The sequence below is a fragment of the Carboxydocella sp. JDF658 genome (assembly GCF_002049395.1).
In the GTDB taxonomy this organism is placed as follows: domain Bacteria; phylum Bacillota.
The window spans coordinates 51610-76386 of sequence record NZ_BDLR01000005.1 but is presented as its reverse complement, the minus strand read 5'-3'; the positions used below and the strand labels follow the sequence as shown (position 1 = coordinate 76386).

The window sequence follows — 24777 nt, the reverse complement described above, 5'->3', positions numbered from 1 at the left end:
TAAGACATGAATATTATACCAAAGGAGGCTAAAAAATAAAGCAAAATTATTCAATTACCGGACCTTTTTTTTCTTTCGGTACCCCGAAGACCATTATTTCGGCCCGCAACTCTGCCGGTTGTAGATGAAGAAAGCCAATAGTGGACAAATAGCGGTTGCGATGGCCCATGCCCGGAGAAAAGAGCAGTACTGTCCGCTTTTCCTTTCTTCCCATGGGACTGGAGGGACGGAATACCACCTTGCAGGAATCCAGAATGGGCCGGTGACTATGGCCGAAAACGATCATGTCCAGAGGTTCTTCTTCCAGAAAAGGTTCCACTGCCAGCTGGTATAGATATTCCAGCTGCTGGCTCTTGTTCATGTGTACCCCCCAGAATTCATCCCCATGAATTAGCCCAAAACGGTAACCCGCCACTTCCACGATTTTTCGCCGTGGCAGGTCCAGGCCAAAGCGCTGGCAATCATGGTTGCCAGCTACTGCTTCCACCGGGGCGATGCGGGCCAGTTCCTCCAGGGTCTCCGGTTGTACTATGTCACCGGCATGAAAAATCATATCCACCCCCTGAATGGCAGTCAGTATACGTTCATTCAGTTTTTCCCGCCGGTCGCCCACATGGGTATCAGCCAGGACGGCGATTTTCACTGTCTGCTCCCTCCTTACCCAATCCATTTAGCCAGGGAATATATTCTTCCGTCAGGGGGACCTGGGGCAGCTGCTGGAGCAGAGCCTCCTTGTCCTCATGTCCCGCTACCAGGTCCAGCAATTTCCCGGCCCACCGACATTTATCCCTGGCACTTAGCTGGTCCAGCTGACGATAGTAGGCTTTGGCCAGCCGCCATTCCTTTTCCGGGAAAGTCAACAAGGCCGTCAACACTTCCACTTCCTCCCGGGTCATTTTTCTTTCCCGGTGATAACTTCTCAACATGGCAAAGGCCAGAGGCTGGGACCAGTAGTTGCGGCGCAGACTGCGGCGCAGTAGACGCCAGAGATCAACCACCGGCAAATCAACCGCCAGGGAATCAAAATCAATCAACCAGCCCTCAGTTTGACCTCCATTCAAGCGCAGGAGAAAATTGCGCATCGCTGTATCCCCATGGCAGAGAGGGGCCAGACCTTCCCGCTGATAACTTTCCACCAGCTGCTGGTAAGGGGAGTGCCGTACAGCCTCAACCGCCTCCCGGGCCATTTCCAGTAACCATTTTTGCCGGGATAACAGAATGATGCTAAACAGATCCCGGTTTCCCTCCTGCCGGGCCAGTTCCAGGGATTGCACCAGTTCCTCCTTTTTTTTCTCCAGTTTCCTGGGCCACTGCCCCAGCTTATCCTTGCCCTGGCCTACCCGGGCAGCAGGGAACTGGCAGGCCACCCGGTGGAACTGGCCCAAAACGCGACTCACCGCCAGCAGATCTCGTTGCCGGTAATAGCTGGGTTCCTCTCCATTGACCCAGGTAGTCAGCAGACAGGCCTTCTCTTGCGGTTGTACCAGCCATTGCCCCGTCCGAGTAGGCACCAGCCGGGCAAAACGGTTAAATCCAGCTGCCAGCAAATATTCCTGGGCCTCTACCAGCAGTTTCAATCGTTCCGGATTGCTACGACTAAACTTGCAGGCAAAAATCCCTTCCTCTGCCTCCACCCGCCAGGCTGACCGTACCGGAGTCAGTTTTTTGACCGTCAAACCCCACTCCTCTTTCAATAGTTTTTCCAGCTGCATCAGGCCACTCCTCCCCCGCGATAACTGCGCAAACCAAAGTAACGGCCAAACTCTGCCAGGAAATAATGCTTTTCCCCCCGCTGGCGCAAGAGATCTTCCATTCGGAGCAGAAAATCATTCTGGCTCCAATCCCGTTTTTCCCGGTAGTAACGGTTGACCAGCCGCCAGTAACGCTGGGGAAAAAGCAGAAATGCCTGCAATACCTCGATTTCCTCCCGGTTCAGGCTGCGGGCCTGGTTGTAGGCGGCCAGAATCAGACGGGCCTGGTTAAATTTCCAGTGATACCGTCGCATGCTTCGATCCAGCAAACGGGCCACATCGGCAATATGCAGGTCATAACGGGCATAATCAAAATCAATCAACCAGCCTCTCCCCTCTGCATCGATCAGGAAGTTGCGAGCGGCCACATCCCGGTGAATAAAAGTCCTTTCCCGGGCCGACCAGCTGGCCAGGCTGCGATAGGCACTGCCCTGCAGCATGGTAATGGCCTGCTCCCCCTGCCGCAGGTAATCATTGACAGAATTCAGGAAAAGGCGGTCAAAGGGGGTAAGTAAATCGCGTTTTCGTACCAGGTCGCGAAATTCCTGCAGTTCCTGCCAGCGTTTCTCCCAAACCCGGGGCCAGCGCTGCCACATGGCTTTTCCGCCCCCATCTCCGCTGGGCTTGAGCTGGCTGGCTTTCTGGTGAAACTCACCCAGCACCCGGGCCGCTGCCGTCAGATGGCTCTCCTTGCTGAACCGGCATTTTTTGCCTTCCACCCAGCCAGTAGCGATAAAGGTCAATGAGCCGATTTGAACATAAGGCTGCCCGGCCAGGGTGTAGAGAGGCGGAGCCAGCCGCTCAAACCCCTGGCGAAACAGCCAGTCCTGCAAGGACCAGAGGAACTGGATGCGCTCCGGTTTCATGTCGGTAATTTTCAGAGCCAGGGCACCGCTGGCATAATCCACCCGGTACACATCCTCCTGCAACCTGGTCACCAGCACCGGTTCCACCCCATAGGCCTGGCAGGCCAGCCGCAGCGCTCGTCCCGTTTCCACAGCCATAATACTGCCTCCCTCCCGGTCATACAGCATCATATGCCGGAAAAGGAAAAAAGGTGTAGGCCCTTGCCTACACCTTAGCGGGTAAAAAGATCTGAAATTCGGTACCTTTGCCCTCTTCGCTCTCCACCTTGATACTACCTCCATGGGCCTCCACAATGGAACGGGCAATAGCCAGTCCCAGGCCTGTTCCGCCCCGCCCCCGGGTGCGGGCCTTGTCCACTTTGTAGAACCGCTCAAAAATATAGGGGATATCCGCTGCAGGAATGCCATAACCACTATCCCTGACCTTGATTTTCCAGCCATCTGCTTCCGGCTCAGCCAGCAGGGTCACCTGTCCCCCGGCCGGCGTATGACGCAGAGCATTATCCGTCAGGTTGATCAGCACCCTGGTCAGCGCATCATAATCTCCGGTCAGCGAAGGCCCTGGCTGCGCCTCCACTTCCAGACTAATCCCCTGTTCCTGGGCCCAGGGGCGAAACTTCTGGGCCACCCCGGCCAGCAATTCTTCTACCTGTATAGGCTCCATTCGTAAAGGAGCCTGTCCCGCCTGATAGCGGGCCAGATCCAGCAGTTCATTGACCAGACCTTGCATCCGTCTGGTTTCGTCCATAATCACTGCCAGTAATTCCTCCCGGGCTGCCTCATCTGCTGCTAGCCCTTCCTGCAAGGCCTCAGTGTAACCCTGAATCAAAAACAGCGGGGTGCGCAGTTCATGGGACACATTGGCAATAAAATCCCGGCGCATTTTTTCCAGCCCCTCCTGGGCCTGCCGGGAACGTTCCAGTTCTTCCCCCAGCTTGTTCAGAGTCTGACCCAGCCGTCCGATTTCATCCCCGGAATTTACCTCTACCCTCCGGCTGAAATCCCCTCTAATCATGGCACTGGCTGCCTCAGTAATAGCCAGCAAAGGCGTGGTAATTTTGCGGCTCATCAGCAACCCCAGAACGGTGATCAGGGCCACTGCTCCCATGGCTGTGGCACTTAACAATAATCGTACCTGCAAAATAGTTTCAGTGATGGGAGCTACGGGCACATAGGCAAATACCCCAATCCGCTGTAAACTGGCATTTCGGCCGCCCCGCCAGGGCCCCATGCCGGGCATGACCCTCTCCGGTAAATCCACCGGTACCAGTACCATCAGGAGGGTCTGCCGCTGGCCGGGTATGTTGCCCTGTTTAACCAGTATCCGCCCAGCAGATAGGGCTTCCAGCTCTTCCTGGCTGATACGCGCTCCCCGGGCGAAATGTGCCGGATTGGAACACCCCATTACCACCCCGTGGTAATTGGCAATCCCAATGGTAGCCCCATCCTCTTCACTGAGAATTTCCGCATAGGTATAGGCTTTGGCCCAGTCCCCTTCCTCAGCCAGTACCTTGCCCACCTGCAGGCTGCGATTGATCAGGTCACGGGCCTGCCAGTTAAAATAGAACTGTTCAAACATGGAACTCAAAACCAGGCCCAGGATAATCATTACTCCGACAAACAACAATACCATGGAAAGCCAGAGCTTGACAACGATACTTTCTCTCAGTTGCTTGAGCCAGGTCATTTCTTCACCTCAAACTTATAGCCCACACCCCAAACGGTGACCACATAACCGGCTACTTCAGTACTGATTTTCCCCAGTTTCTCCCGTACCCGTTTGACATGGGTATCCACGGTACGCAAATCGCCAAAATAATCATAGCCCCAGACTTTTTCCAGCAGCTGCTCCCGGGTAAATACCCGCCCCTGATGCCGGGCCAGGAAATGGAGCAAATCATACTCCAGGGGAGTCAGGGCAACTTCCTGCTGTTCCACCAGGATTTTCCGGCTCTCCGGCAAAATGGTAAGGCCAGGAAAACTCAGCCCTTTTTCTTCGCCCTCCACTGGACTTGAGCCCAGGCTGCGCCGCAAAAGGGCTTTTATGCGCAGCACTAGTTCCTTGGGGCTGAAGGGTTTGACTACGTAATCATCAGCTCCCAGTTCAAAACCATGAATCCTTTCCTCTTCTTCCCCCCGGGCCGTCAACATGATAATCGGAACCTGGGATTGGCTGCGAATCTGCTGACAGGCCTCCCAGCCGTCCATGACCGGCATCATCAGATCCAGTACCACCAGGTCCACCCGTTCCTTTCGCACCAGCTCCACTGCCTGCTGGCCGTTTTCCCCCTCCAGAACTTCCAGTCCTTCTTTTTCCAAAAACAACCTCAACATCCTTCTGATCCGCTCTTCATCATCTACCACCAGTACTCTCGCCATCACTTATCCCCCATTATCTTTTTTATTCCAGTATACCATATTTTTTTGTCCATTCTGTGAAATTGTAATCAGCCTGGCATTGCGCCGGATTACCCCGGCCCCGCGCCAGCCCGCCGCTGTTTTGCCCCAGCTCTCCTTGAATTGCCGGTTACTTAAACTCAAGACCTCATCCACATCTATCCAGCCCCAGTCCCCCATTTTCTTTACCTGCTCCCGGTTATAGGGACAGACTTTCTGGCAATCATCACAACCGTACAGTCGGGGCGGCAGCAACCTTGCCTCTGCTTCAGTTATGTCCCCTCGCCGCTGACTGACCGCTGAAAGGCAGCGGCTCACCACCAGCCCCTGTTCAGTCAAGGCGCCACCAGGGCATGCTTCCAAACAGCGCCGACACTGTCCACAACGGCTGCCGGGTTTTTTTTCTATTTCGTTCTTCCCTCCATCTGCTGGGAAGGGCAATAAAGCTACCCCCAGGTTAACAAAAGAGCCGGCTTGCCAGTGGTAAAACAGGGTATTGCGGCCAATCCAGCCCAGGCCGGCTTTTACTGCCAGTTCCTTTTCCGGCCAGGGCCCGCTGTCTACCTGGATTTGTCCTGTTAACCCCATTCGCTGTAAAACTCGTTCCAGCATTTCCCGCATAACCCGGTGATAATCCTGACCCCAGGCCACCCGAGCCACATAGCCCTGGCACCTTCCCTCCTGTCGACGTTGCCATCCCTGCTCAGGCATGGCCCTTGCTACTACCAGGGCGGTCTGGCCCTGCCATGAAGTAAAACCAGCATCCAGAAAACCAGCAGCCAGCGCTGCCTGCCTGATCTGTTCCAGTTTAATCCCCCCTGTGTCGCTTTATTCATTTTCTACTATTATAACATAAAAAGAGGAGCGAAAAATCGCTCCTCCCATTGGTCTTAGTATCTGCCGAATTGCTGCTGGCCATAACCACCGGCTTGCATCTGGTAATCGGGGTTGGTCTGGGTCCAGTCGTTCATCACCTGTTGCCGCATATTGCTCAGATTGGATTGCAGCACATTCTGGGCCTGAGCCAGAGATGGGGTCAGGGTTACACCCCCGCCAAAGCCACCCATCTGCTGCTGGCCAAACTGTTGCTGACCAATGGCTTGCTGGCCAAATTGGCCCATTTGCTGTTGACCCATGGGCTGTTGGCCAAATTGCTGACCAATTCGACTGATGGTGACACCACCGCCCATAACCTGACTGATGGCACTCTGAATTTGCTGGGGCTGAGCCGGTTGAACCTGATACCAGCCCCGCTGATTCATGGTATTCCAGAGATCGGACTGAATATTGTGTTCATCATTGAGTATGTTAAGTACCGACTGACGCAGGCTGGGATTGGCAGATTCATTGGCAAAATTGTCATAGGCAGAGGTAATGTACTTTTCCGTTACCAGCAAGTCCTGCAGAAGATCTTTATCTGTCATTTGGCCGAACATGGCTTTCACCTCCTTATTGTCCCAGGAATTGAATCAGGGTATTGTAGTGCTGTTGATGGCGCTGGGCTATTTGCTGACACATAGCCCGAATTTGGGGATCAGTAGTTTGAGCTGCATAGCTGTTGAACTTGGCAACCAGCAAGCGCTCATTATTGATCTGGTCCTGCAACAGTGTCAGCTCTTTTTGAGACAGTTGGCCAGGCATATACTTCACCTCCCCAGTAATTTTCCTTTTATAGTGTTATATTTCTAACGAAAAAAATTCATGGTATTTCATGCCAATTATTATTGACATATGTTCATAATCGTGTTATGTTGAAAATAAGGAGGTGATGGAATGGTCCGACCTACCCGGTGTCGACATATTAGAGCTTTGCCCTGGGCACGCTATTATAAACCGGCAGGTGTTCCTTCTAGCCATTTGCATGATATTGAACTCACCTTTGAAGAATTGGAAGCTATTCGCCTTAAAGATTATCTGGATCTGGAACAGGAGGAATGTGCCCAGACCATGGGGGTGAGTCGCCCTACTTTTCACCGCCTGCTCAAACAGGCCCGGCAAAAAATCGCCCATGCCCTGCTCATGGGCCATGGCATACTCATTCACGGAGGAGGCAGATATACGATGAAAATCGCTATACCCACTGAAAACGGTCAGGTTAATCCCCATTTCGGTCGTTCCCGGCAGTTTACCATAGTAACAGTGGAAGACAACCAGATTGTCAATAAAGCTCTGGTCGATACAGCCAGCTACCAGCATCAGCACGGCCGCCTGGCTGAACTGCTGCAATCAGAAGGGGTCAGCGTGGCCTTGGCCAGGGGTATCGGTCAGGGAGCTATGTCTCACTTGCAATCTGCCGGTATTAATGTCTATTGTGGAGCCAGTGGCACTGTTGAAGAAGCAGTTGCAGCCTTCCTTGCAGGCAAACTGACCAGTGGTACCCCTTCCTGCGGCTGCGGAGGCGGTCACAGTCATGGCCACCATCGTCATTCAGATTAAGAGGTGAAATTCAATGGATGCAAAAGAGATCCTGATTGCCGAACATAAACCTATCCTGCTGGTATTAAAGGCTATTCGCCAGCTTTGTTCTCAGATAGTGGAAGGGGCGGAGGTGGATACCGCCCTCTTCCGGCAGATTATTGAATTTGTCCGCAACTATGCCGATAAATATCATCACATGAAAGAAGAAGACCAGCTGTTTAACCGTATGGAAGGAGAAATGGACCAGCGGTTGAAGGATGGTCCCGTGCTGGGCATGCTGGTGGAACATGATCTGGGGCGGCGGTTTATCAGCAAACTGGCGGAAGCTCTCAACCGCTGGGATCAGGGCGATAAGAGTGCCAAACTGGATGTGATTGCCAATGCCATCGGCTATGAGCAGTTGTTGCAGGAACACATCCATAAGGAAGACAATGTCATCTATCCTCTGGCCTGGCGTCAGCTGGCCCCGGAAACAAAAGAAAGCCTCAATCGGCTGTTTGCCGAAATTGAGGCTGATCCTGAAAATGCTGCGATCCGGGATAAGTATGTTAATTTTGCCCGGGAACTGGCGGATAGGCTGGGTATTGAATCAATTTAACAAACGTAAACCCCTCCGGAATAGAAAATTCTTCCAGAGGGGCTTTTTTCATTTATCTACCCACTTCACCGGCGAAGTGGCAGGCTACCATGTGACCGCCGCCCATATCTCTTAACTCCGGCTCCTGTTCAGCACAGATAGGCTTGGCATAACGGCAGCGGGTGCGGAAATGGCACCCACTGGGGGGATTGATGGGACTGGGCACATCCCCCTGCAGGATTATGCGCTGCCGGGAAGCCTCCACTTCCGGATCGGGAATGGGAATAGCTGACAGCAAGGCCTGGGTATAGGGATGCAGCGGCCGGTCATACAGTTCAAAGGACTCAGCCAGCTCCACCATCTTGCCCAGATACATCACCGCTACCCGGTCACTGATGTATTTAACCATAGCCAGGTCATGGGCTATAAAGAGATAGGTCAGGCCCATTTTTTCCTGCAAATCCTTGAGCAGGTTAACCACCTGCGCCTGAATGGACACATCCAGGGCGGAGATGGGCTCATCGCAGATAATGAACTGGGGCTCTACTGCCAGGGCTCGAGCGATACCCACCCGCTGCCGCTGACCCCCGGAAAATTCATGGGGGAAGCGGTTAGCATGCTCGGCATTGAGGCCAACCAGACGCAATAGCTCGATAATCCGTTCCTGGCGGGCCTTGCCCTTGGCCAGACCGTGGATATCCAGCGCCTCCCCGATGATATCCCCTACCGTCATACGGGGGTTCAGGGAAGCATAGGGGTCCTGGAAGATCATCTGCATGCCCCGCCGCAATTGCAGCAACTCTTTCCCCTTCAGATCATAGATATTGCGGCCATTGAATAGAACCTGACCGGCTGTGGGCTCATAGAGCCGAATGATGGTCCTACCGGCAGTGGACTTACCGCAACCTGACTCCCCTACCAGACCGACAGTTTCTCCCTTATGAATGGTCAGATTGAGGTTATTGACCGCTTTCAGGACCTGGCCGTGGCCTACCTCGAAAAACTTTTTCAATCCTTTAACTTCTACCAGTGGTTGTTTGGCCACTTAGCCCACCTCCTTTACCTGCAGGCGTTCCGGTTTAGGCGCCTGAGGATGTTGCAACCAGCATGCTACCTGATGGCCGTTCCCCAGGTCTGTTACCGGTGGTTCCTGCTCCAAACAGACTTTCATGCAATATTCGCAACGGGCAGCAAAACCGCAGCCTTTAGGTGGATTGAGCAAATCCGGTGGTGTACCGTAAATGGGGCTGAGAGGCTCTTTTTTGCGGGCATCCAGCCGCGGTACAGAACGCAGCAACCCCCAGGTATAAGGATGCTGAGGTTTGTGGAAAATATCACGGGCAGTACCCACTTCCACTACCTTACCGGCATACATAACGATGACCCTTTCGCAGAGATCTGCCACTACCCCAAGATCATGAGTGATCAGGATAATGGAAGTATCCATATCCTTCTGCAAATCCCGCATTAAATCGATAATCTGGGCCTGGATGGTCACATCCAGGGCAGTAGTAGGCTCGTCAGCAATCAGCAGTTTGGGATTGCAGGCCAGGGCGATGGCAATCATAACCCGTTGCCGCATACCTCCGGAAAATTCATGCGGATATTGGTCCACCCGTTTTTCCGGGCTGGGAATGCCCACCTTCCCCAGCATCTCAATTGCTTTAGCCCGGGCCTGCTCCTTGCTCAAACCCTGGTGTTTGATCAAACCTTCGGCAATTTGCCGACCGATGGTCATGGTGGGGTTCAAGGAGGTCATGGGGTCCTGGAAGATCATACCGATCTCATTGCCCCGGATTTTTTCCATTTCCTGTTCGGTGGCATTAACCAGGTCCTTGCCCTGGAAAAGAATCTGACCACCTACAATTTTCCCGGGGGGCCAGGGAATCAGCCGCATAATGGACTGAGAGGTTACTGACTTACCACAACCGGACTCCCCTACGATCCCCACTGCTTCTCCTTTATTAACATGAAAACTGACACCGCGGACAGCCTGTACTTCACCAGCATAGGTGAAGAAAGACACCCGCAGGTCTTTGACCTCTAAGAGTTTTTCCTGTTGCAATCCCAGCACCTCCTATTTGCGCATACGGGGATCGAGGGCATCGCGCAGCCCGTCACCCAGGAAGTTAAAGGCTAAGATGGTAATGGTGATAAACATCGCGGGGAAGAAGATCTGCCAGGGATAGGAGTAAATCCCCTTGATGCCGTCACTGGCCAGCACACCCCAGGATGCCATAGGTGCAGAAACCCCCAGACCCAGGAAGCTGAGCCAGGCTTCGGTGAAAATTGCTTCCGGAATAGCCAGAGTCATTTGAATGATAATCGGACCCATGGCGTTGGGAATCAGATGGCGGAACAGGATACGCCAGGAACTGGCCCCCAGAGTGCGGGCTGCCAGCACATATTCCTGTTCTTTCAAGGCCAGCACCTGTCCCCGTACAATCCGGGCCATCCCCATCCAGTAAACCGCTCCCAGGGCAATCAAGATGGTTTTCAGGCCGGGAGTCATGATCACCATCAACAAAATCACGTAGAGCAGGAAAGGTACAGACCAGAAGATTTCCACAATCCGCATCATGATTTCATCCACTTTCCCGCCCAGGTAGCCGGAAATGCCACCATAGATAACACCGATGATAAAGGTAATCAAACTGGTGGCAATCCCAATGAACAAGGAGATGCGGGCACCGTACATCACCCGGGTGAAGAGATCCCGGCCCAGGTCATCGGTGCCGAACCAGTGCGCAGTTGAAGGGGGCAGGTTGGTTGCGTTCAGGTTCTGATCTGAATAAGTATACCCGCTGATATAGGGGCCAAAAATAGCCAGAATGATCATAATCCCGATAATCCACAGACCGGTTACTGCCAGCTTGTTTTTCTTCAGACGCCGCCAGGCATCCTGCCAGAAGGTGGTACTGGGTCGGGTGATGGCTTCTGCCGCCCCCTTTTCTACTTCCACCCGTTGAAACATCTCTTTGGACAGCTCCACCGTGATCACCCTTTCTTCTCCACAAGTTTTATGCGCGGATCAACAGCCGCATAGGCCAGGTCTACCAGCAGGTTCATCAAAACCAGGAAAATACTGTAGAAGATAGTCAGACCCATGATCACGGTATAATCCCGGTTGCTGATGCTGGTGACAAAATAGCGGCCCAGACCAGGAATAGCAAAAATATGCTCCACCACAAAGGAACCGGTGAAGATACCGGCCACCAGAGGGCCCAGATAGGTAATAATGGGCATTAAGGCATTGCGCAAAGCGTGCCGGTAGATAATTACCCGTTCAGACAACCCTTTGGCTTTAGCTGTCTTGATATAATCCTGTTGTAAGACCTCTAACATGCTGGAGCGCATAAATCTAGCAATAACCGCAGTCGGCATCCCGGATAGCGCCAGAGCGGGAAGTACCACATTCTCCCAGCTCCCCCACATCGCTGCCGGAAACCATTGCAGTTTGAGGGCAAACACGTACATCAGCAAGGTCGCCAGAATAAAACTGGGCACAGCAAATCCGATAGTGGACAAAATCATGGCCAGATAATCCTGCCACTTGTTATGTCGTAATGCAGCTATGATTCCGGAAATAATACCTACTAGCAACGAAAAGGCAACAGCTACTGCCCCCAGGGTAGCGGAGACAGGGAAATAGGTTTTGATGATATCATTGACTGTAACCCCTTCTTCCTTGAAAGACGGGCCCAGGTTCCAGGTTACTACCCCTTTCAAGTAATCCAGGTACTGCTTGTACAGGGGATCATTAAGGTGATATTTTTCCTCCAGGTTCTTCTGAATAGCCGGCGGCAGTTTCTTTTCCGCATCGAAAGGCCCGCCGGGAATGGCTTTCATCATAAAAAAGGTGAGGGTCACCACAAAAAAGAGGGCGGTCACCACCGAAATCGCACGCCTCACTAAAAATCTCAGCACCCCGAAAACACCTCCTGGCTGTACCATTATTTTACTAGTTCCCTAACAAGGTAAGAAGGTATATGCGGACTCCCTTTGCGGAGCCGCATATACCTCCCTGCCGTCCTCTAAAAGTAGCTTATTTCTCTGCTACCCAGGCCCACTTAAATTCGAAATAGGGACCAAAGCTGGGTACTACTACATCTTTCAGGTTATCTTTCATCAGATAGGGATGAGTATAGAAGTAGATAGGAGCAATGGGCATTTCATCCATGAGGATCTTTTCCGCCTCATGCATGTATTCCATGCGCTTGGCATTGTCAGACTCCAGGTTAGCCTTTTTGATCAGCTCATCATACCTGGCGTTGCTCCAGCCAGTATTGTTGTTACCGCCATTGGTGACAAACATATCCATGAAGGTCATGGGATCCAGATAGTCAGCACCCCAACCGGCACGGGAAATGTCATAATCCAGATTAGACTGGGACTTGAGGTAGACTTTCCACTCCTGGTTCACCAGTTTCACATTGATACCCAGGTTCTTTTTCCACATTTCCTGAATGGCCAGTGCTATCTTCTGATGGTTTTCATTGGTGTTATAGAGAATGGTGATCTCCGGGAAACCCTTGCCATCGGGATAACCAGCTTCAGCCAGCAGCTTCCTGGCTTCTTCTGCGTCGAAGGTCTTGATCAGGGAACCGCCTACTTTGCGGAAATCCTTATCCGGGGTTGCATCGGGGAAACCAACGGGAACAAAGGCATCAGCCGGAGTCTGTCCAGCCTTGGTTACATTCTTGACAATAGCTTCCCGGTCAATGGCCAGGGCCAGAGCTTTCCGCACCTTGGGATTATCCAGAGGTTTCCGGGTTACATTGAAACGATAGAAATAGGTGGTCAACTGGGGTCCGATTTTCAAAGAACCGTCTTTCTTCAGGTTTTCGATTTCCTGAGTGGGCGGATTGTTCCCAATATCGATCTGACCGGTCTTGAACATGGTAAGTTCAGTATCAGCAGATTCAACCATAGTGAAGACAACCTGATTCAGCTTCACAGTATTAGCATCCCAGTAGCCGGGGTTCTTTTCAACCACAATCTGCTGCTTAGGTGTCCATTCTTTCATCTTGAAGGGTCCGTTGGTAATCATGGTTTCCGGCTTTTTGAACCAGGCTTCGGGATTGGCCTCAACGGCTTTCTTGTTCACCGGATAGAGGGTGGAGAAAGCAGTCAGACCCAGGAACTGGGGAGCAGGAGCCTTAAGGGTTACTTCCAGGGTTTTATCATCGATGGCTTTGACCCCTACCTGAGCAGGGTCGGTGATTTTGCCGCTGTTGTACTCTTCCCCGTTTTTCAGGTAGTAGAGCTGATAAGCGTAGTCAGAAGCAGTCTTGGGATCCAGGGCCCGCAGCCAGGCGTATTCAAAATCTTTAGCAGTTACAGGGTCGCCATTGGACCACTTGGCATCCCGCAGATGGAAGGTGTATTTGGTACCATCTGCGGAAATCTCCCACTTTTCCGCCATACCAGGGGCAATTTTGCCATCCTTGTCATAGCGGGTCAAACCTTCAAACAGGGCATTTAGAACTGTCATTTCGGGAGCGCCGGTAGCTTTGGCGGGATCCAGAGTTTCCGGGTCAGCTCCCAGGTTGTACTTGATCACCTGTTCTTTGGCCATTTGTACTTCAGCCTGTTTGCCCCCTTCTTTGGTTTCAGTCTTGCCGGCACAACCAGCCAGACCGGCTCCCAGCACCAGGCTGAGAGAAAGAAGAGCGGCCAGTGCTTTTTTCCCAAATTTCATGCGCTAATCCTCCTTTAGATCAGTTTACCCTACACAAAATCAAAGGTGTCTTTGTAGACTTTGAGTTCAATCGACACATCCGCCCTGACAATTCCGGGAATCCTGGCCAGCTTCTGGTGGACAAATTCAAGGAGCCTTTCATTGTTCTCCACGTAAACCTGGATAATCAGGTCATAGGCCCCCGAGGAGACAGCGATAAAGCGAACCTCCTTGAAAGGTATCAGCTGCTGGGCTACCTCTTCGGTCATCCCTAACTGGGTAGTAAGGCCGATAATAGCCTGGGTATGTAACCCTACCCGGCCAGGATTGGCATGGACAACAATTTCTATAATCCCTTCCTCCACCATGCGGTTGACCCGGCTTCTCACCGTCCCTTCGCTCACTCCCAGGCGTTGCGCCATTTCTGTGTAGGGCTTGCGCCCATCTTCCTGGAGCAGTTTGATAATCTCACGGTCAAGTGCGTCAATTTCTCCCTGGCCTTTCATTTTCCCCTCCTAATAATAGCATGAGATGTTCTAGTTTACAATCTTTTTTCGTAGCGTGTTTTATATATTTCTACGTTTTTCGTAAGAATCCTGCTGAATATCTTGAGAATTTTGCAAAAATTTATTTTTGTGCATATAAAATTTGATAAATTTCATAAGCTCGCAGGGTTTTTTTAACATATGCTCTGGTTTCCGGAAAAGGAATGTCATCGATGGTGGAATGCTGTCCGCTCCATTTCTCTTTTTCCAGCCATTTCCGCACGTTGCCACTGCCACCATTATAGGCAGCCAGGACGATTATCATGTCACCATTAAACTCCCGGGCCAGCTGATTTATGTACCAGCATCCCAGCTTGATATTAAGCTCCGGCCTTAACAAATCCTCCTCTTTTACCGACCCCAGTTGCAGTTGTGAAGCTGCCCAGCGGGCAGTTTCCGGCATCAGCTGCATTAGGCCAATGGCCCCTTTTTCCGAACGGGCCCGGGGATTAAATTTGCTTTCCGTATGAATTACCGCTGCCACCAGTAAGGGATCCAGATGATAGCGTTCCGCCTCCCGGTAGATCACCTCCTGATAGGGAAAGGGGTAGAGCCATTTCCACAGGGCCCGGCTCTGCCCGATAATGAGTATCAGCAAAAACAAAACAGCTACCCCTGTCCAATAGAGTGCTCTTTTTCTTCCTTTTCCATACTTTTTCAAACCACAACCACTCCATTTAAAGCAGCTGGAGCCATAATTCATCCACTTGCTTTTTCATCTCTTCTCTGCTTCCATTATTATCAATAACCCTGGTAGCATATACCATTTTTTTGTCCAGAGGCCACTGGGCAGCCAGCCTTCTTTGCGCTTCCTCAGCTGCCATACCCCGGGCCACCGCCCGCTCAATCTGAATTTTCGGCTCTACCGCCACCAGCCAGACCTCTTCCACCAGGTCGGTCAAACCCGCTTCAATTAACAGAGGTGCATCCACCACCGCTACCGGAGGTGGGGTAGGACGGTTGTTCAGCTCATTCAGGCGGCGCACTATCTCCTGTCTGACCAGGGGATGAGTGATGGCATTTAACAGAGCCAGGTCTTCCGAACGGGTAAAGACTCTCTCCGCCAGCACCTGCCGGTTAATAGACCCATCTTCATTGAGTACATCCCGGCCGAAATAGCGCACTACTTCCAGCCAGGCCGGCTGGCCTGGAGCCATCAGTTCCCGGGCAATCAAATCCGCATCCAGGATTTCTGCCCCTTTTTCTTTTAAATAAGACGAAACCGTGGACTTGCCACTGGCCAAACCGCCGGTCAGACCGATTACCCGCACGGTTACCGCTCCTTTCAGGCACATTATATACAGTATATATTCGAGCCTGAGGCGGCAATTCCTGCCCTGGATTACAGAAAAAGAAGACCGCTGCCGGTCCCCTTGTTGTTCATCTCAATTTATTTATCCCCAATACCACTAAAATCATTCCCGGTAAAATTGCTGCCCAGCGGGAAGAAGCCAGCCGACTGCAAACCTGTCCCAGTTTCAAGCCTCCTCCCACCATAATAAATGTGGTTACCCCCACCAGCAGGGGTATTTCCCACATACTGGCATCGGTTAGGCCCAGGCCAATTCCAGCGGCAAAGGCATCCAGCGCCAGGGCCACCCCCAGCCAGAGGGCTTCTAATGGTGAAATGACTCCCGAGCGATCCAGGTCCGCCTGCTGGGGCTCCCGCAAAATCTGGATAATTAAACCCAGACCGGGAATGCGAAATTTGACCAGGGTAGCCTCCTCTTTTTCTCCCCTTTCTTCAGCGGAGCCCAGCCTCTGGGCAAAAATCCAGATCCCCACCCCGATCAGAATCAGGCCGCCTATCTTTTCCGCCCAGACCGCAGGCAAAAAGCGGTACAATCCCTTTCCGCCCAGCAGGGACAGGGCCAGAGTAGCGGAAGACGCCAGGCTGATGATCAGGAGAGAATACCAGGGCACCCTGATCTGCCGTAAACCATAAGCCATCCCCGCAGCCAGTCCATCCAGACTCAACGCAACCGCGAATAAAATACCGACCAGTAAATTCAACCTCTTTCCCTCCCTTGCCAGATAAGTCTATCTCACTATATGGCAAGGGCAAGGGAAAGGTTACTGCTGGCAGACAGGACAGTAAACGGTGCTCCTGCCTGCCAGGCGCATTTTCTCCAGGATAGTGCCACAGCTGTGGCAGGGTGAACCGCTGCGACCATAGACCTTCAGCCTTGTCTGCATCTGGCCTTTCTGGCCCAGCCCATCCACATAATCACTGAAAGAAGTGCCCCGGTTTTCTATCCCTTCGGCCAGAACCTGACGTACTGCCAGCCAGAGGCGCTCGGTCTCCCCCTGGCTCAAAGATTGACCAGGCCGATCCGGCTTGATACCTGCCCGGTAGAGAGCCTCATCGGCATAAATATTGCCCAGCCCGGCCACTATTTCCTGGTTCAGCAAAATATTCTTGATGGGAGCTTTTTTCCCCCGTACAGCTGCCGCCAGTGTTGCCACTGTCCATTCCTGCTCCAGAGGCTCTGGTCCCAGCCGGGCCAACCCTGGCTCTATCTCCAGTTGCTCCTGGCGGCAAAGCCGCACCTCACCAAAACGGCGCACATCACTGAAACGCAGCTGTTGACCGCTGGACAGGTGCCAGATCAGATGGGTATGGGGCAACAAAGGCGCCTCCGCCTCTGCCAGCACCAGTCGGCCGGTCATGCGCAAATGGATCAGCAGTACCTGCCCATCATCCAGCAGAAAAAGCAGATATTTGCCCCGCCGCCGGATTTCCACAAAACGCCGTCCCATCAGGTTTGTAACGAAGGCCCGGGCATTCAGCACCCCTTTGATTACCCCCGGATGCAATACCTCTACTGCTCTGATTTCCTGGCCACACACAAGAGGGGAAAGGCTGCGTCGCACTGTCTCCACTTCCGGCAATTCCGGCATAATTACACCTCCAGCTGACTCATATCATACCAGTTATCTCCGGCCTTAACTTCCACTTCCAGGGGCACTGTCAGCTGTACTGCTGTGTCCATTGCTTCCCTGAGAACCCGGGCTACTTCCCGGACTTCTTCCGCCGGTACATCAAAAATCAGTTCATCGTGGACCTGCAGCAGCATTCTGGCCTTGAGCCCGGTTCTTTTCAGGGCCGCATCGGCTTTCAGCATCGCCACTTTCATAATATCCGCCGCTGTCCCCTGAATCGGGGTATTCACTGCTGTCCTCTCGCCAAAAGCCCGGACATTCCGGTTACTGCTGAACAGATCTGGCAAATAGCGGCGGCGTCCCAGCAGAGTAGTGACATAGCCTTGCTCTTTGGCCCGGGCTATGGTCTGGTTAATATAGTCCTTAACCCCGGGATACTGGCGAAAATAGCTTTCGATATAGGCCCTGGCTTCCGTCCGGCTGATTTTCAGATCCCGGGCCAAACCAAAGTCACTGAGCCCGTAGACAATCCCAAAATTGACCGCTTTGGCCGCCCGCCGCATTTCCCTGGTTACCGCTTCCCGCGGTACGCCAAAGACCTGGCTGGCGGTTTTGGTATGAATGTCTTCCCCCTGCCGGAAAGCTGCCACCAGCTCCGGATCCCCACTGAAATGAGCCAGAATGCGCAGCTCGATCTGGGAATAGTCGGCAGAAAGCAATTTGTGTCCCGGTTCCAGGGGCCGAAAAGCCTTGCGGATGCGGCGGCCCAGTTCCAGCCGCACCGGAATATTCTGCAAATTGGGTTCGGTGCTGCTTAACCGTCCGGTCGCAGTAACGGCTTGATTAAAAGTAGTATGGATCAACCCATCAGCCCCCAGTAGCTGTTGTAAGCCGGCTATATAGGTAGACTGCAGTTTGGCCAGTTGCCGGTACTCCAGGATTTTTTCCACGATAGGATGATGCAGAGCCAGTTCTTCCAGCACTTCGGCACTGGTGGAAAAACCGGTCTTGGTTTTCTTTAGCACCGGTAAACCCAGTTTATTAAAGAGAATTTCCCCCAGCTGTTTGGGAGAATTAAGGTTAAACTCCTCCCCCGCCAGCTGGTAAATTTCCCCGGTCAAGCGCTGGATCGCTGCCTGCAGCTCCTGGCCCATCTGTTCCAGCTCCCCGGCATCAACCCTTATTCCAGTCCGTTCCATGCGGAACAGCAGCTCAGCCAGGGGCTGTTCTACCTCAGTCAATAAATGGGTTAAATCCCTGGCTTCTAACTGTTCCCGGGCCTGTTCCCAGGCTTTTAGCAGTGAACCGGCCGGTGGTTCCTGTTTCTTGCCCGGATCCAGTAAATATCGGGCCAGCAGTAAATCTCCTGCTGGATTCAACCAGACCACCTGCCCCAGAGCATTGCTTAGACCCCAGTTCAGGGTTTTTACATCATAAGTAATTACGGGCAAACCCAGCCCGACCAGCGTTTGAACCCGCTCCCGGGTCAGAGGAAAAGCCAGCTCTCCCTGTTCCGCTGCCAGCCAGAACTCTTCGATTTTAAATCTGGCATCGCCACTGCCATAAGGGTTATATCCCACAACCAGGTATCCTGCCTCCCGGGCTCCGGCCAGCAAACGCTGCCAGTCTGCTTCACTGCCAGGAACTACCGCTGGTTCCTCTGCCCTCACCTCAATTTCAGCACTGGTTGTATCTCCGAACCGTTTGAGCAGGGTTTTAAACTCCAGTTTGGTCAGCATTTCCTGCAAACGGGGATAATCAGGCTGCCGGCGCCTGAGTTCCTCCCAGCTGAAAGCCAGAGGTACATCCCGGCGTATCCGGGCCAGGTCGCGGCTCATAAAAGCCAATTCCCGACCCTGGAGCAGCTTTTCCCTCAGTTTCCCGGTAATCTCCCCTATGTTCTGATAAAGGTTCTCCAGGCTGCCATATTGCTGTAACAGTTTGAGGGCGGTTTTTTCCCCTACCCCCGGTACACCGGGAATATTGTCAGAACTGTCCCCCATCAGCCCCTTCAAATCCAGCATCTGAGCCGGTTGCAGTCCCGTCTTTTCCGTTAAATTCTCAAAATTATACCGCTCCAGGTCACTGATGCCTTTCCGGCACAGCAAAACTTCCGTCTGTTCGTCGATCAGCTGTAAACTATCCTTATCCCCGGTGACAATTAGACTCCTGATTCCCCCTTCTGTCCTGGCCCTTTCCACCAGGGTGCCGATGATATCATCTCCTTCATAGCCCTCCAGCTCACAGCGGGCTATGCGCAGAGCCTCCAGCACTTCCTTGACCAGGGGAAACTGGGGCCGCAGGTCATCAGGAGTTTTGGGCCGGTGTCCCTTGTACTCCGGATACAGCTCCAGCCGGTACTGAGGCCGCCCGGCATCAAAAGCTACTGCCACCAGGTCAGGTTTTTCCTCTTCCAGCAATTTTAAAAGCATGTTAAGAAAACCAAAGACGGCATTGGTGGGTACCCCCGAACCGGTAGTCAGGGGAGGCAAGGCCCAGTAAGCTCTATGTACCAGACTATTGCCGTCAATTAACAGCAGTTTTTTCATTCCTGTCACCTCAAAAGTATTTTAACAAAAAAACAGGCCCGGGGCTACTTCCCCGGGTAGGAAATGCCTGCTAATTTTTCAGTTTGCGCTTGAGCCAGAAGATGGCCAGCCCCAGAATTCCACCGGCCAGGAGCAAGCGCCAGAAGTTATAGACCAGGCTCAGAAGCACTTGCCAGGCATCCTGAACCAGCTGATTGGTCCCCTCCCAGAAGGCCAGTTGCAGCTGGGCCCAGAATCCTTCCCCATCTACACCGATTCCGGCCGCCTGGTCTTTTTGCAGATTAACAGTAATAGTGGCAAATTCCACCTGGTTGTTCATTACTTTCAGCTGGGCCGTCAGACTGTCAATCTCACCCCGCACCCGGCCCACCTGCTCCTCCAGGCGCAGGATATCCTCCACTTTGGTGGCTTTCTGATACAGTTCCAGCAGCCTTTTTTCCTGGACCTTAAGATTGTTCAACCTTGCTTCCAGGTCCGTATACTGCAGGGTAACATCCTGGCTGCTGCGCTGGCTGGTAAGGATGCGCCCTTCCTTACCCAGACCGGCCAGGAAGCTGTCCAGTTTGGCAACTGGCAAACGCACCGTAACACTAGCCGACTGCACCTGGTCCTCCCTCTCCTGGTTACCCTGGAGAAAAGCATTTTCCACATAGCCTCCAAATTGTCCCGCTCTGGCTTGCAGGCGCTCAAAACTGGCCTGCACATCTTTTACGGCGATTTCCAGAGTAGCGGTCACAATCAATTTGCGCTCAGCTGTACTTGAGGAAGGAGGAGGACTGCCCGATTCTTTCATTGGGGCCTCTGCCATACTCTTAGCCGTCAAAGTTGGGTCTGCATATGAATGATAAACGTTCTCTTGATTTAGTAAGGCCCGAACACCAGGCCAGAGGCTAAAGCTGACCAAAGTCACCAGCAGCAAAGCTGCCACCAGACTGGCTACACCAGTAACAATTTTGCCCTTGCTCAATCGCAGCCACCCGTGCCCGGCACCTAAAGGCTGGCGGGCCAGCCTTGCTTTGAGTCTCTGCTGGAAATCAGGACCCGGTGTTTGCTCCGGTTCAGCCGCCAGCAGCTGCTGCAAATGCTGCAGCTCCTCTTTTTCCCGCTGGCAGACAGGACAGGTAGCCAGATGCTCCTCCACTACCATCCTTTCCTTTTCTGTCAGCATCCCATCCAGGAAAGGAGACAACAGTTTTTTCACGCGTTCACAGGTCATTGTTCATTCCCCCTTTCCCTGGCAGCCAGCCAGAGCTGGCGCAAATTCTGCCGGGCCCGGGCCAGACGGGATTTGACTGTCCCCAGATTAATCCCCAGGATAGCGGCAATTTCCTCATAACTGAAACCCTGTACATCCCGGTAAATCAAAATCAGGCGCTGTTCTGGCGGCAGCTGATTTAACAGCTGCTGGACCTCCAGCTCTCCCTCGATGTCCTTCCTGACCGCCACAGCAATCTCTTCCTCCCAGGCTGTTTCCTGCTGGCGTGAACGCCGGCGAAGGGCATCTTTGCAGGTATTAGCGGCCACGCGGTACAACCAGGTGACAAAAGCCGCTTCCCCCTTGAAGCCCGGTAATTGCAAAAAGACTTTCAGCCAGATCTCCTGGGCCAGGTCTTCCGCATCCTCTCTGTTCCCCATAAAACGCCAGGCTACGCGCCAGACATAGGGCTGGTAATGTTCTGCCAGACGGGCAAATGCCTCTTTATCCCCTATTTGACTGCGGGCCAGCAGTTCTGCCAGTTCCATCCCTTCGCCTCCTTTCCGTTTTCAATTAAATAGACGAAAAAAATGAGCCAGAAGTTCCCGGCTCGAAAATTTTTTAACGAAAAACATACCACAAACCAGCTGTTGCCAGCAATGCCAGTCCAGACCCAAAATAAAAGGGAGCAGCCGGACCTGCCCATTGCCATAACCAGCCCGCCAGCAAACTGGCAGGCAGCAGACTGATACCCAGACTGAAATTATAGAGGCCATAGGCTGTCCCCCGCTTTTCCGCCGGAACCAGGTCCGCCACCAGGGCCTTGGCCACCCCTTCGGTGGCGCCATAATAGACTCCATAAAGGGCATAGAAAAACCAGACCTGCCAGCTGCTATCAGCTCTGGCGAAACCAAGATAGACAACAGCATACACCAGCCAGCCCCCAGCAATCAGATAAATCCGCGGAATGCGGTCAGAGAGTTTACCGGCGGGCCAGGCTACTGCTGTCGTGAGTAAATTAAAGAGAGCCAGTAGAAAGAATATCTGCACCACCGATAAACCGACATTCTGGGCTCTTAACAGCAAGAAAGCGTCACTGGAATTACCCAGGGTAAACAGAATATTAATCAGCAAAAATGCCTTAAAGCGCCAGTCAAACCCGGATAAAGACCAGTCCAATCTATGTTTCAGTGCTGATTTTTCCGCTTTCGGCTCCACTTCCTTAACAAAAAAAATCAGCAGTATAGTACCTATAAATACCGGAATGATCGCCGCCAGCACCAGATAGCGATAGCCTGTTAACGTTAGTTGTACTTGCCCCTGCTGGGACCAGTAAACCAGCAAGGCAGCCAGGGTAGCTCCTAGCACCGCTCCGAAGGGGTCAATGGCCCGGTGAAAACCGAAAGCCTGCCCCCGCTCTTCCGGAGCCACCGAATCAGCGATGAGCGCATCCCGGGGGGCGGTGCGAATCCCTTTGCCCACCCTGTCCAGAAAGCGAATGCCCAGCACCCAGAGCCAGCTACTGGCAAAATAGAGAAAAGGCCGGGAAAGGGCCGGAATCAGATAACCGGCTACCACCCATGGTTTACGGCGCCGAATCCGGTCAGATAAATAGCCGGCCAGAAATTTCAGCAGGGTAGCTGTAGTATCGGCTATCCCTTCAATCAAGCCAATAACCGAAGTCTTTACCCCCAGGATATTGCTGAGAAACAAGGGCAGGGTACGAATCACAATCTCACTGGAGAGGTCATTGAAAAAACTGACCCAGCCCAGTATGAAAACATTCCGCGGCAATCCCCAGATTTTCTTCAATTGCCTTCTTCCTCCTCGTATCATATATTTAGAGATTTAACCTGAACGGTAATATTAACCGTTCATTTTTTGTACCAAATTGTTCTTTAATAACTGGAAATTAGACTTCCTATATTATTACATTTGTTGTATACTTGGGACAAGGGGTACAATGTTTGTCGGCCTTACTCATGACTGAAGTCACGAGTGTGCGGCCGACATGCATCAAATAGAGGAGTGATACTATGAAGCTAATAACCAGGTGGTTGAGTTTGTTCCTCTTGTTGCTATTAGCCTTTCCAGGACCAGCTCTGGCTAAAACCACCAGAAAAATAACAGACCGCAAGCCGCCTGTCCTCAGCTGGCTGCAAAAGCCCAATCCACCTCTGGTCAGCGGAGGTAACTGGCCCCTGCGTTTTCGCTTTAATGAAAAATCCCGGGTCTGGCTGGCTGTCTATAACAGTAAAGGCAAGGCAGTAGTTCGTCCCATCCAGGGTCGCTGGTACCAGACAAGCCCTATCGGGGTAAATATCAGCCTTAAAAACTGGCCAGCAGGCAACTACACCCTCTGGCTCACCGCCCAGGACCGGTTCGGCAACCGCAGTCGCTGGAAAATGACAGTAAAGATAGGTGACCGTCCGGCAAACAGTAGCCCTCCTGCCGTTAGCCCCAGCAATCCCGGGCGGCAAACCCCTGGCAGCAGCAGTACAGGGAGAGTCAGCTCCAGCAGTGGAGCTGGTGGCAACAGTAACGGCGGTAGCATCAGCACGGGAGGCTCTACTCCACCGGGGACAAACAATCCGGTTCCACCTTCTCCGCCGGCATCACCACCGGTAATAACTCCACCACCGGGGTCCTCGCAGTCGGATCCGGTAAACAATCTGCCAGCAGACGAACTGGCCCGGTTATATGCTGTACCAAGGGTGGATGAGGTGAAAAACTCCGCCATTCCCGGCTATGCTATTCGTTTTTACCTGGCTGAACCCAGCTATGTATCGATTCGAATCTACAACAGTCAGCAGCAGGTAGTTGCGGTCATTTATGACCGGCCTACTGAACCCCTGCCTGATGGCCTCAACACCGTGGTCTGGGATAAAAAAGTCACCCTGGAACCCGGCCGCACTGACTGGGCCACCCCTGGTGTCTATACCTGGGAGGTAGTCGTGAAAAAAGGCGATGGCACCCTGGTTAACCGCTTCAGCGGTGAAATCCAGGTTAAGTAGAAGCAGCAGTTTGGGCTGCTTCTTCTTTTTTCCCCTGGCCCAGGATCACTCCGGTTAAAATGGCCAGCAAGCCAAACCAGTCTTTGAGCTGCAGGTTTTCGCCGAGTACCAGGGCTGCCAGCAAAACAGTAAATGCTGGCTCAAAACTGCTGATTAAAGCTGCCCGGCTGGCTCCCAGCTTCTCGATTCCGAGGAGATAGCCCAGAATAGCCAGGGCTGTTGAAAGGATACCGATAGCCAGGCCAGCCAGTATTCCGGTCTGGTCCATTGCCGACCACCAGCGCCAGGGCGGGGCCAGCGCGTTAAACAAAAGGGCACAGGCAAGGCAAATCCAGGCAGTCACAACCACTGGCGGTTTCGCCTCAACATTTTTCTGCCCCAGTATCCCGAACAGGGCATAAGCCCCTGGAGCCAGCAAAGCCAGACCTATCCCTCGCCACTCTGTAGCGCTGAACCCGCCCGCAAAAGGATTAAGCACCAGGGCACAACCCAGAAAGGACAAAGCTATTCCGCTCCATTGCCAGAAAGAAGGCCGCTCCAGGCCAAAAAACCAGGCCAGCAACGCAATCAAAGCGGGGTAGAGATAAAGGATCAAAGCGGTGAGCCCCGCCGGTATATACTGCAAGGATGAGAAATATCCTATGGCCGTAATCCCATAGCCCAGCCAGCCCTGTAAAGCAAAACGCACGGTTTGGACCGGTCCAAGTCGCCACTGGCCGGGATATTTCCAGACCAGCAGAGGCCAGAGGACCCCGCAGGCCGCCAGAAAGCGCAAAGCCAGCAAACTGTAGGGATCAGCCCCGTGCTGATAGGCAATTTTAACGAAAATGGCCATGGAGCCGAAGCCCATGGCCGAAATGACAGTTGCCAGCAGTCCCTGCCATTTTTTGTCCATTTTCTTC

Annotated in this window: 26 protein-coding genes; 3 read left to right on the top strand and 23 right to left on the bottom strand. The window is 52.8% G+C overall.

The window, feature by feature from the left end; all coding sequences use genetic code 11:
• Window positions 1-46: 46 nt before the first annotated feature.
• From JDF658_RS01725 to JDF658_RS01690, 8 genes are all read right to left on the bottom strand, one after another.
• Entirely contained in the window at window positions 47-643 is a 597-nt protein-coding gene (locus tag JDF658_RS01725; protein WP_159071812.1) for a metallophosphoesterase family protein, read from the bottom strand.
• Window positions 621-1712 (bottom strand): CotS family spore coat protein, encoded by a 1092-nt coding sequence (locus tag JDF658_RS01720; protein WP_079906282.1) that lies wholly within the window; start codon window positions 1710-1712, stop codon window positions 621-623. The genes JDF658_RS01725 and JDF658_RS01720 overlap by 23 nt, the downstream gene beginning before the upstream one ends.
• Entirely contained in the window at window positions 1712-2755 is a 1044-nt protein-coding gene (locus JDF658_RS01715; protein ID WP_159446526.1) for a CotS family spore coat protein, read from the bottom strand. The genes JDF658_RS01720 and JDF658_RS01715 overlap by 1 nt, the downstream gene beginning before the upstream one ends.
• A gap of 67 nt (window positions 2756-2822) precedes the next feature.
• Window positions 2823-4304 carry a cell wall metabolism sensor histidine kinase WalK gene (locus JDF658_RS01710; protein ID WP_079906280.1) on the bottom strand — a complete coding sequence of 494 codons (1482 nt, stop codon included), beginning with the start codon at window positions 4302-4304 and terminating at the stop codon, window positions 2823-2825.
• Window positions 4301-4996: a response regulator transcription factor gene (locus tag JDF658_RS01705; RefSeq protein ID WP_079906279.1), complete on the bottom strand. Its 696-nt coding sequence runs from the start codon at window positions 4994-4996 to the stop codon at window positions 4301-4303. The genes JDF658_RS01710 and JDF658_RS01705 overlap by 4 nt, the downstream gene beginning before the upstream one ends.
• A 3-nt stretch (window positions 4997-4999) precedes the next feature.
• Window positions 5000-5725, bottom strand: coding sequence for an epoxyqueuosine reductase (locus JDF658_RS01700; RefSeq protein ID WP_078664246.1), 726 nt, complete (start codon window positions 5723-5725; stop codon window positions 5000-5002).
• Between the two features lie 179 nt (window positions 5726-5904).
• A complete protein-coding gene (locus JDF658_RS01695; RefSeq protein ID WP_078664247.1) occupies window positions 5905-6450 on the bottom strand; it encodes a spore coat protein in 546 nt (181 codons plus the stop codon).
• A 13-nt stretch (window positions 6451-6463) separates the two neighbouring features.
• The gene (locus JDF658_RS01690; protein WP_078664248.1) at window positions 6464-6655 is read right to left on the bottom strand and encodes a spore coat protein; all 192 of its coding nucleotides are present in this window, start codon (window positions 6653-6655) and stop codon (window positions 6464-6466) included.
• Between the two features lie 132 nt (window positions 6656-6787).
• Here JDF658_RS01690 and JDF658_RS01685 point away from each other — a divergent pair, with 132 nt between their 5' ends.
• Together JDF658_RS01685 and JDF658_RS01680 are read left to right on the top strand one after the other, a co-directional pair.
• On the top strand, window positions 6788-7450 hold the full coding sequence (locus JDF658_RS01685) for a DUF134 domain-containing protein (protein WP_079906278.1): 663 nt from the start codon (window positions 6788-6790) through the stop codon (window positions 7448-7450).
• Between the two features lie 13 nt (window positions 7451-7463).
• Window positions 7464-8030, top strand: coding sequence for a hemerythrin domain-containing protein (locus tag JDF658_RS01680; protein WP_078664250.1), 567 nt, complete (start codon window positions 7464-7466; stop codon window positions 8028-8030).
• A 52-nt stretch (window positions 8031-8082) separates the two neighbouring features.
• On the opposite strand, the gene JDF658_RS01675 is transcribed toward JDF658_RS01680, so the two are convergent.
• From JDF658_RS01675 to JDF658_RS01610, 14 genes are all read right to left on the bottom strand, one after another.
• Window positions 8083-9054, bottom strand: a complete 972-nt coding sequence (locus JDF658_RS01675) for an ABC transporter ATP-binding protein (RefSeq protein ID WP_079906277.1) — start codon at window positions 9052-9054, stop codon at window positions 8083-8085.
• Complete coding sequence (locus JDF658_RS01670) at window positions 9055-10074, bottom strand: ABC transporter ATP-binding protein (protein WP_078664252.1); 1020 nt, start codon at window positions 10072-10074, stop codon at window positions 9055-9057. It abuts the gene before it with no gap.
• Between the two features lie 12 nt (window positions 10075-10086).
• A complete protein-coding gene (locus JDF658_RS01665) occupies window positions 10087-10983 on the bottom strand; it encodes an ABC transporter permease (protein ID WP_143311928.1) in 897 nt (298 codons plus the stop codon).
• 23 nt (window positions 10984-11006) lie between these two features.
• Entirely contained in the window at window positions 11007-11936 is a 930-nt protein-coding gene (locus JDF658_RS01660; RefSeq protein ID WP_079906276.1) for an ABC transporter permease, read from the bottom strand.
• A gap of 118 nt (window positions 11937-12054) precedes the next feature.
• Entirely contained in the window at window positions 12055-13710 is a 1656-nt protein-coding gene (locus JDF658_RS01655; protein ID WP_079906275.1) for a peptide ABC transporter substrate-binding protein, read from the bottom strand.
• Window positions 13711-13739: 29 nt separating this feature from the next.
• Complete coding sequence (locus tag JDF658_RS01650; RefSeq protein WP_078664255.1) at window positions 13740-14195, bottom strand: Lrp/AsnC family transcriptional regulator; 456 nt, start codon at window positions 14193-14195, stop codon at window positions 13740-13742.
• Window positions 14196-14316: 121 nt separating this feature from the next.
• The gene (locus JDF658_RS01645) at window positions 14317-14838 is read right to left on the bottom strand and encodes a lytic transglycosylase domain-containing protein (protein WP_242946582.1); all 522 of its coding nucleotides are present in this window, start codon (window positions 14836-14838) and stop codon (window positions 14317-14319) included.
• Between the two features lie 73 nt (window positions 14839-14911).
• Entirely contained in the window at window positions 14912-15505 is a 594-nt protein-coding gene (gene coaE, locus JDF658_RS01640; RefSeq protein WP_078664257.1) for a dephospho-CoA kinase, read from the bottom strand.
• A 109-nt stretch (window positions 15506-15614) separates the two neighbouring features.
• The gene (ytaF, locus tag JDF658_RS01635) at window positions 15615-16247 is read right to left on the bottom strand and encodes a sporulation membrane protein YtaF (protein ID WP_159446525.1); all 633 of its coding nucleotides are present in this window, start codon (window positions 16245-16247) and stop codon (window positions 15615-15617) included.
• Between the two features lie 60 nt (window positions 16248-16307).
• Window positions 16308-17135, bottom strand: coding sequence for a bifunctional DNA-formamidopyrimidine glycosylase/DNA-(apurinic or apyrimidinic site) lyase (mutM, locus tag JDF658_RS01630; RefSeq protein ID WP_079906273.1), 828 nt, complete (start codon window positions 17133-17135; stop codon window positions 16308-16310).
• A 2-nt stretch (window positions 17136-17137) separates the two neighbouring features.
• Window positions 17138-19666: a DNA polymerase I gene (gene polA / locus JDF658_RS01625; protein WP_079906272.1), complete on the bottom strand. Its 2529-nt coding sequence runs from the start codon at window positions 19664-19666 to the stop codon at window positions 17138-17140.
• A gap of 70 nt (window positions 19667-19736) precedes the next feature.
• A complete protein-coding gene (locus tag JDF658_RS01620; RefSeq protein WP_079906305.1) occupies window positions 19737-20882 on the bottom strand; it encodes a DUF4349 domain-containing protein in 1146 nt (381 codons plus the stop codon).
• Window positions 20879-21409, bottom strand: coding sequence for an RNA polymerase sigma factor (locus JDF658_RS01615; protein ID WP_079906271.1), 531 nt, complete (start codon window positions 21407-21409; stop codon window positions 20879-20881). Before JDF658_RS01615 ends, JDF658_RS01620 begins: the two co-directional genes overlap by 4 nt.
• 73 nt (window positions 21410-21482) lie before the next feature.
• Complete coding sequence (locus JDF658_RS01610; RefSeq protein ID WP_200805625.1) at window positions 21483-22673, bottom strand: MFS transporter; 1191 nt, start codon at window positions 22671-22673, stop codon at window positions 21483-21485.
• Between the two features lie 224 nt (window positions 22674-22897).
• Here JDF658_RS01610 and JDF658_RS01605 point away from each other — a divergent pair, with 224 nt between their 5' ends.
• Complete coding sequence (locus JDF658_RS01605; protein WP_143311925.1) at window positions 22898-23875, top strand: hypothetical protein; 978 nt, start codon at window positions 22898-22900, stop codon at window positions 23873-23875.
• Here the strand turns inward: JDF658_RS01605 and JDF658_RS01600 are convergent.
• Window positions 23868-24770, bottom strand: coding sequence for a DMT family transporter (locus JDF658_RS01600; RefSeq protein WP_079906269.1), 903 nt, complete (start codon window positions 24768-24770; stop codon window positions 23868-23870). The two genes, JDF658_RS01605 and JDF658_RS01600, sit on opposite strands and share 8 nt — an antisense overlap.
• Between the last annotated feature and the right edge of the window lie 7 nt (window positions 24771-24777).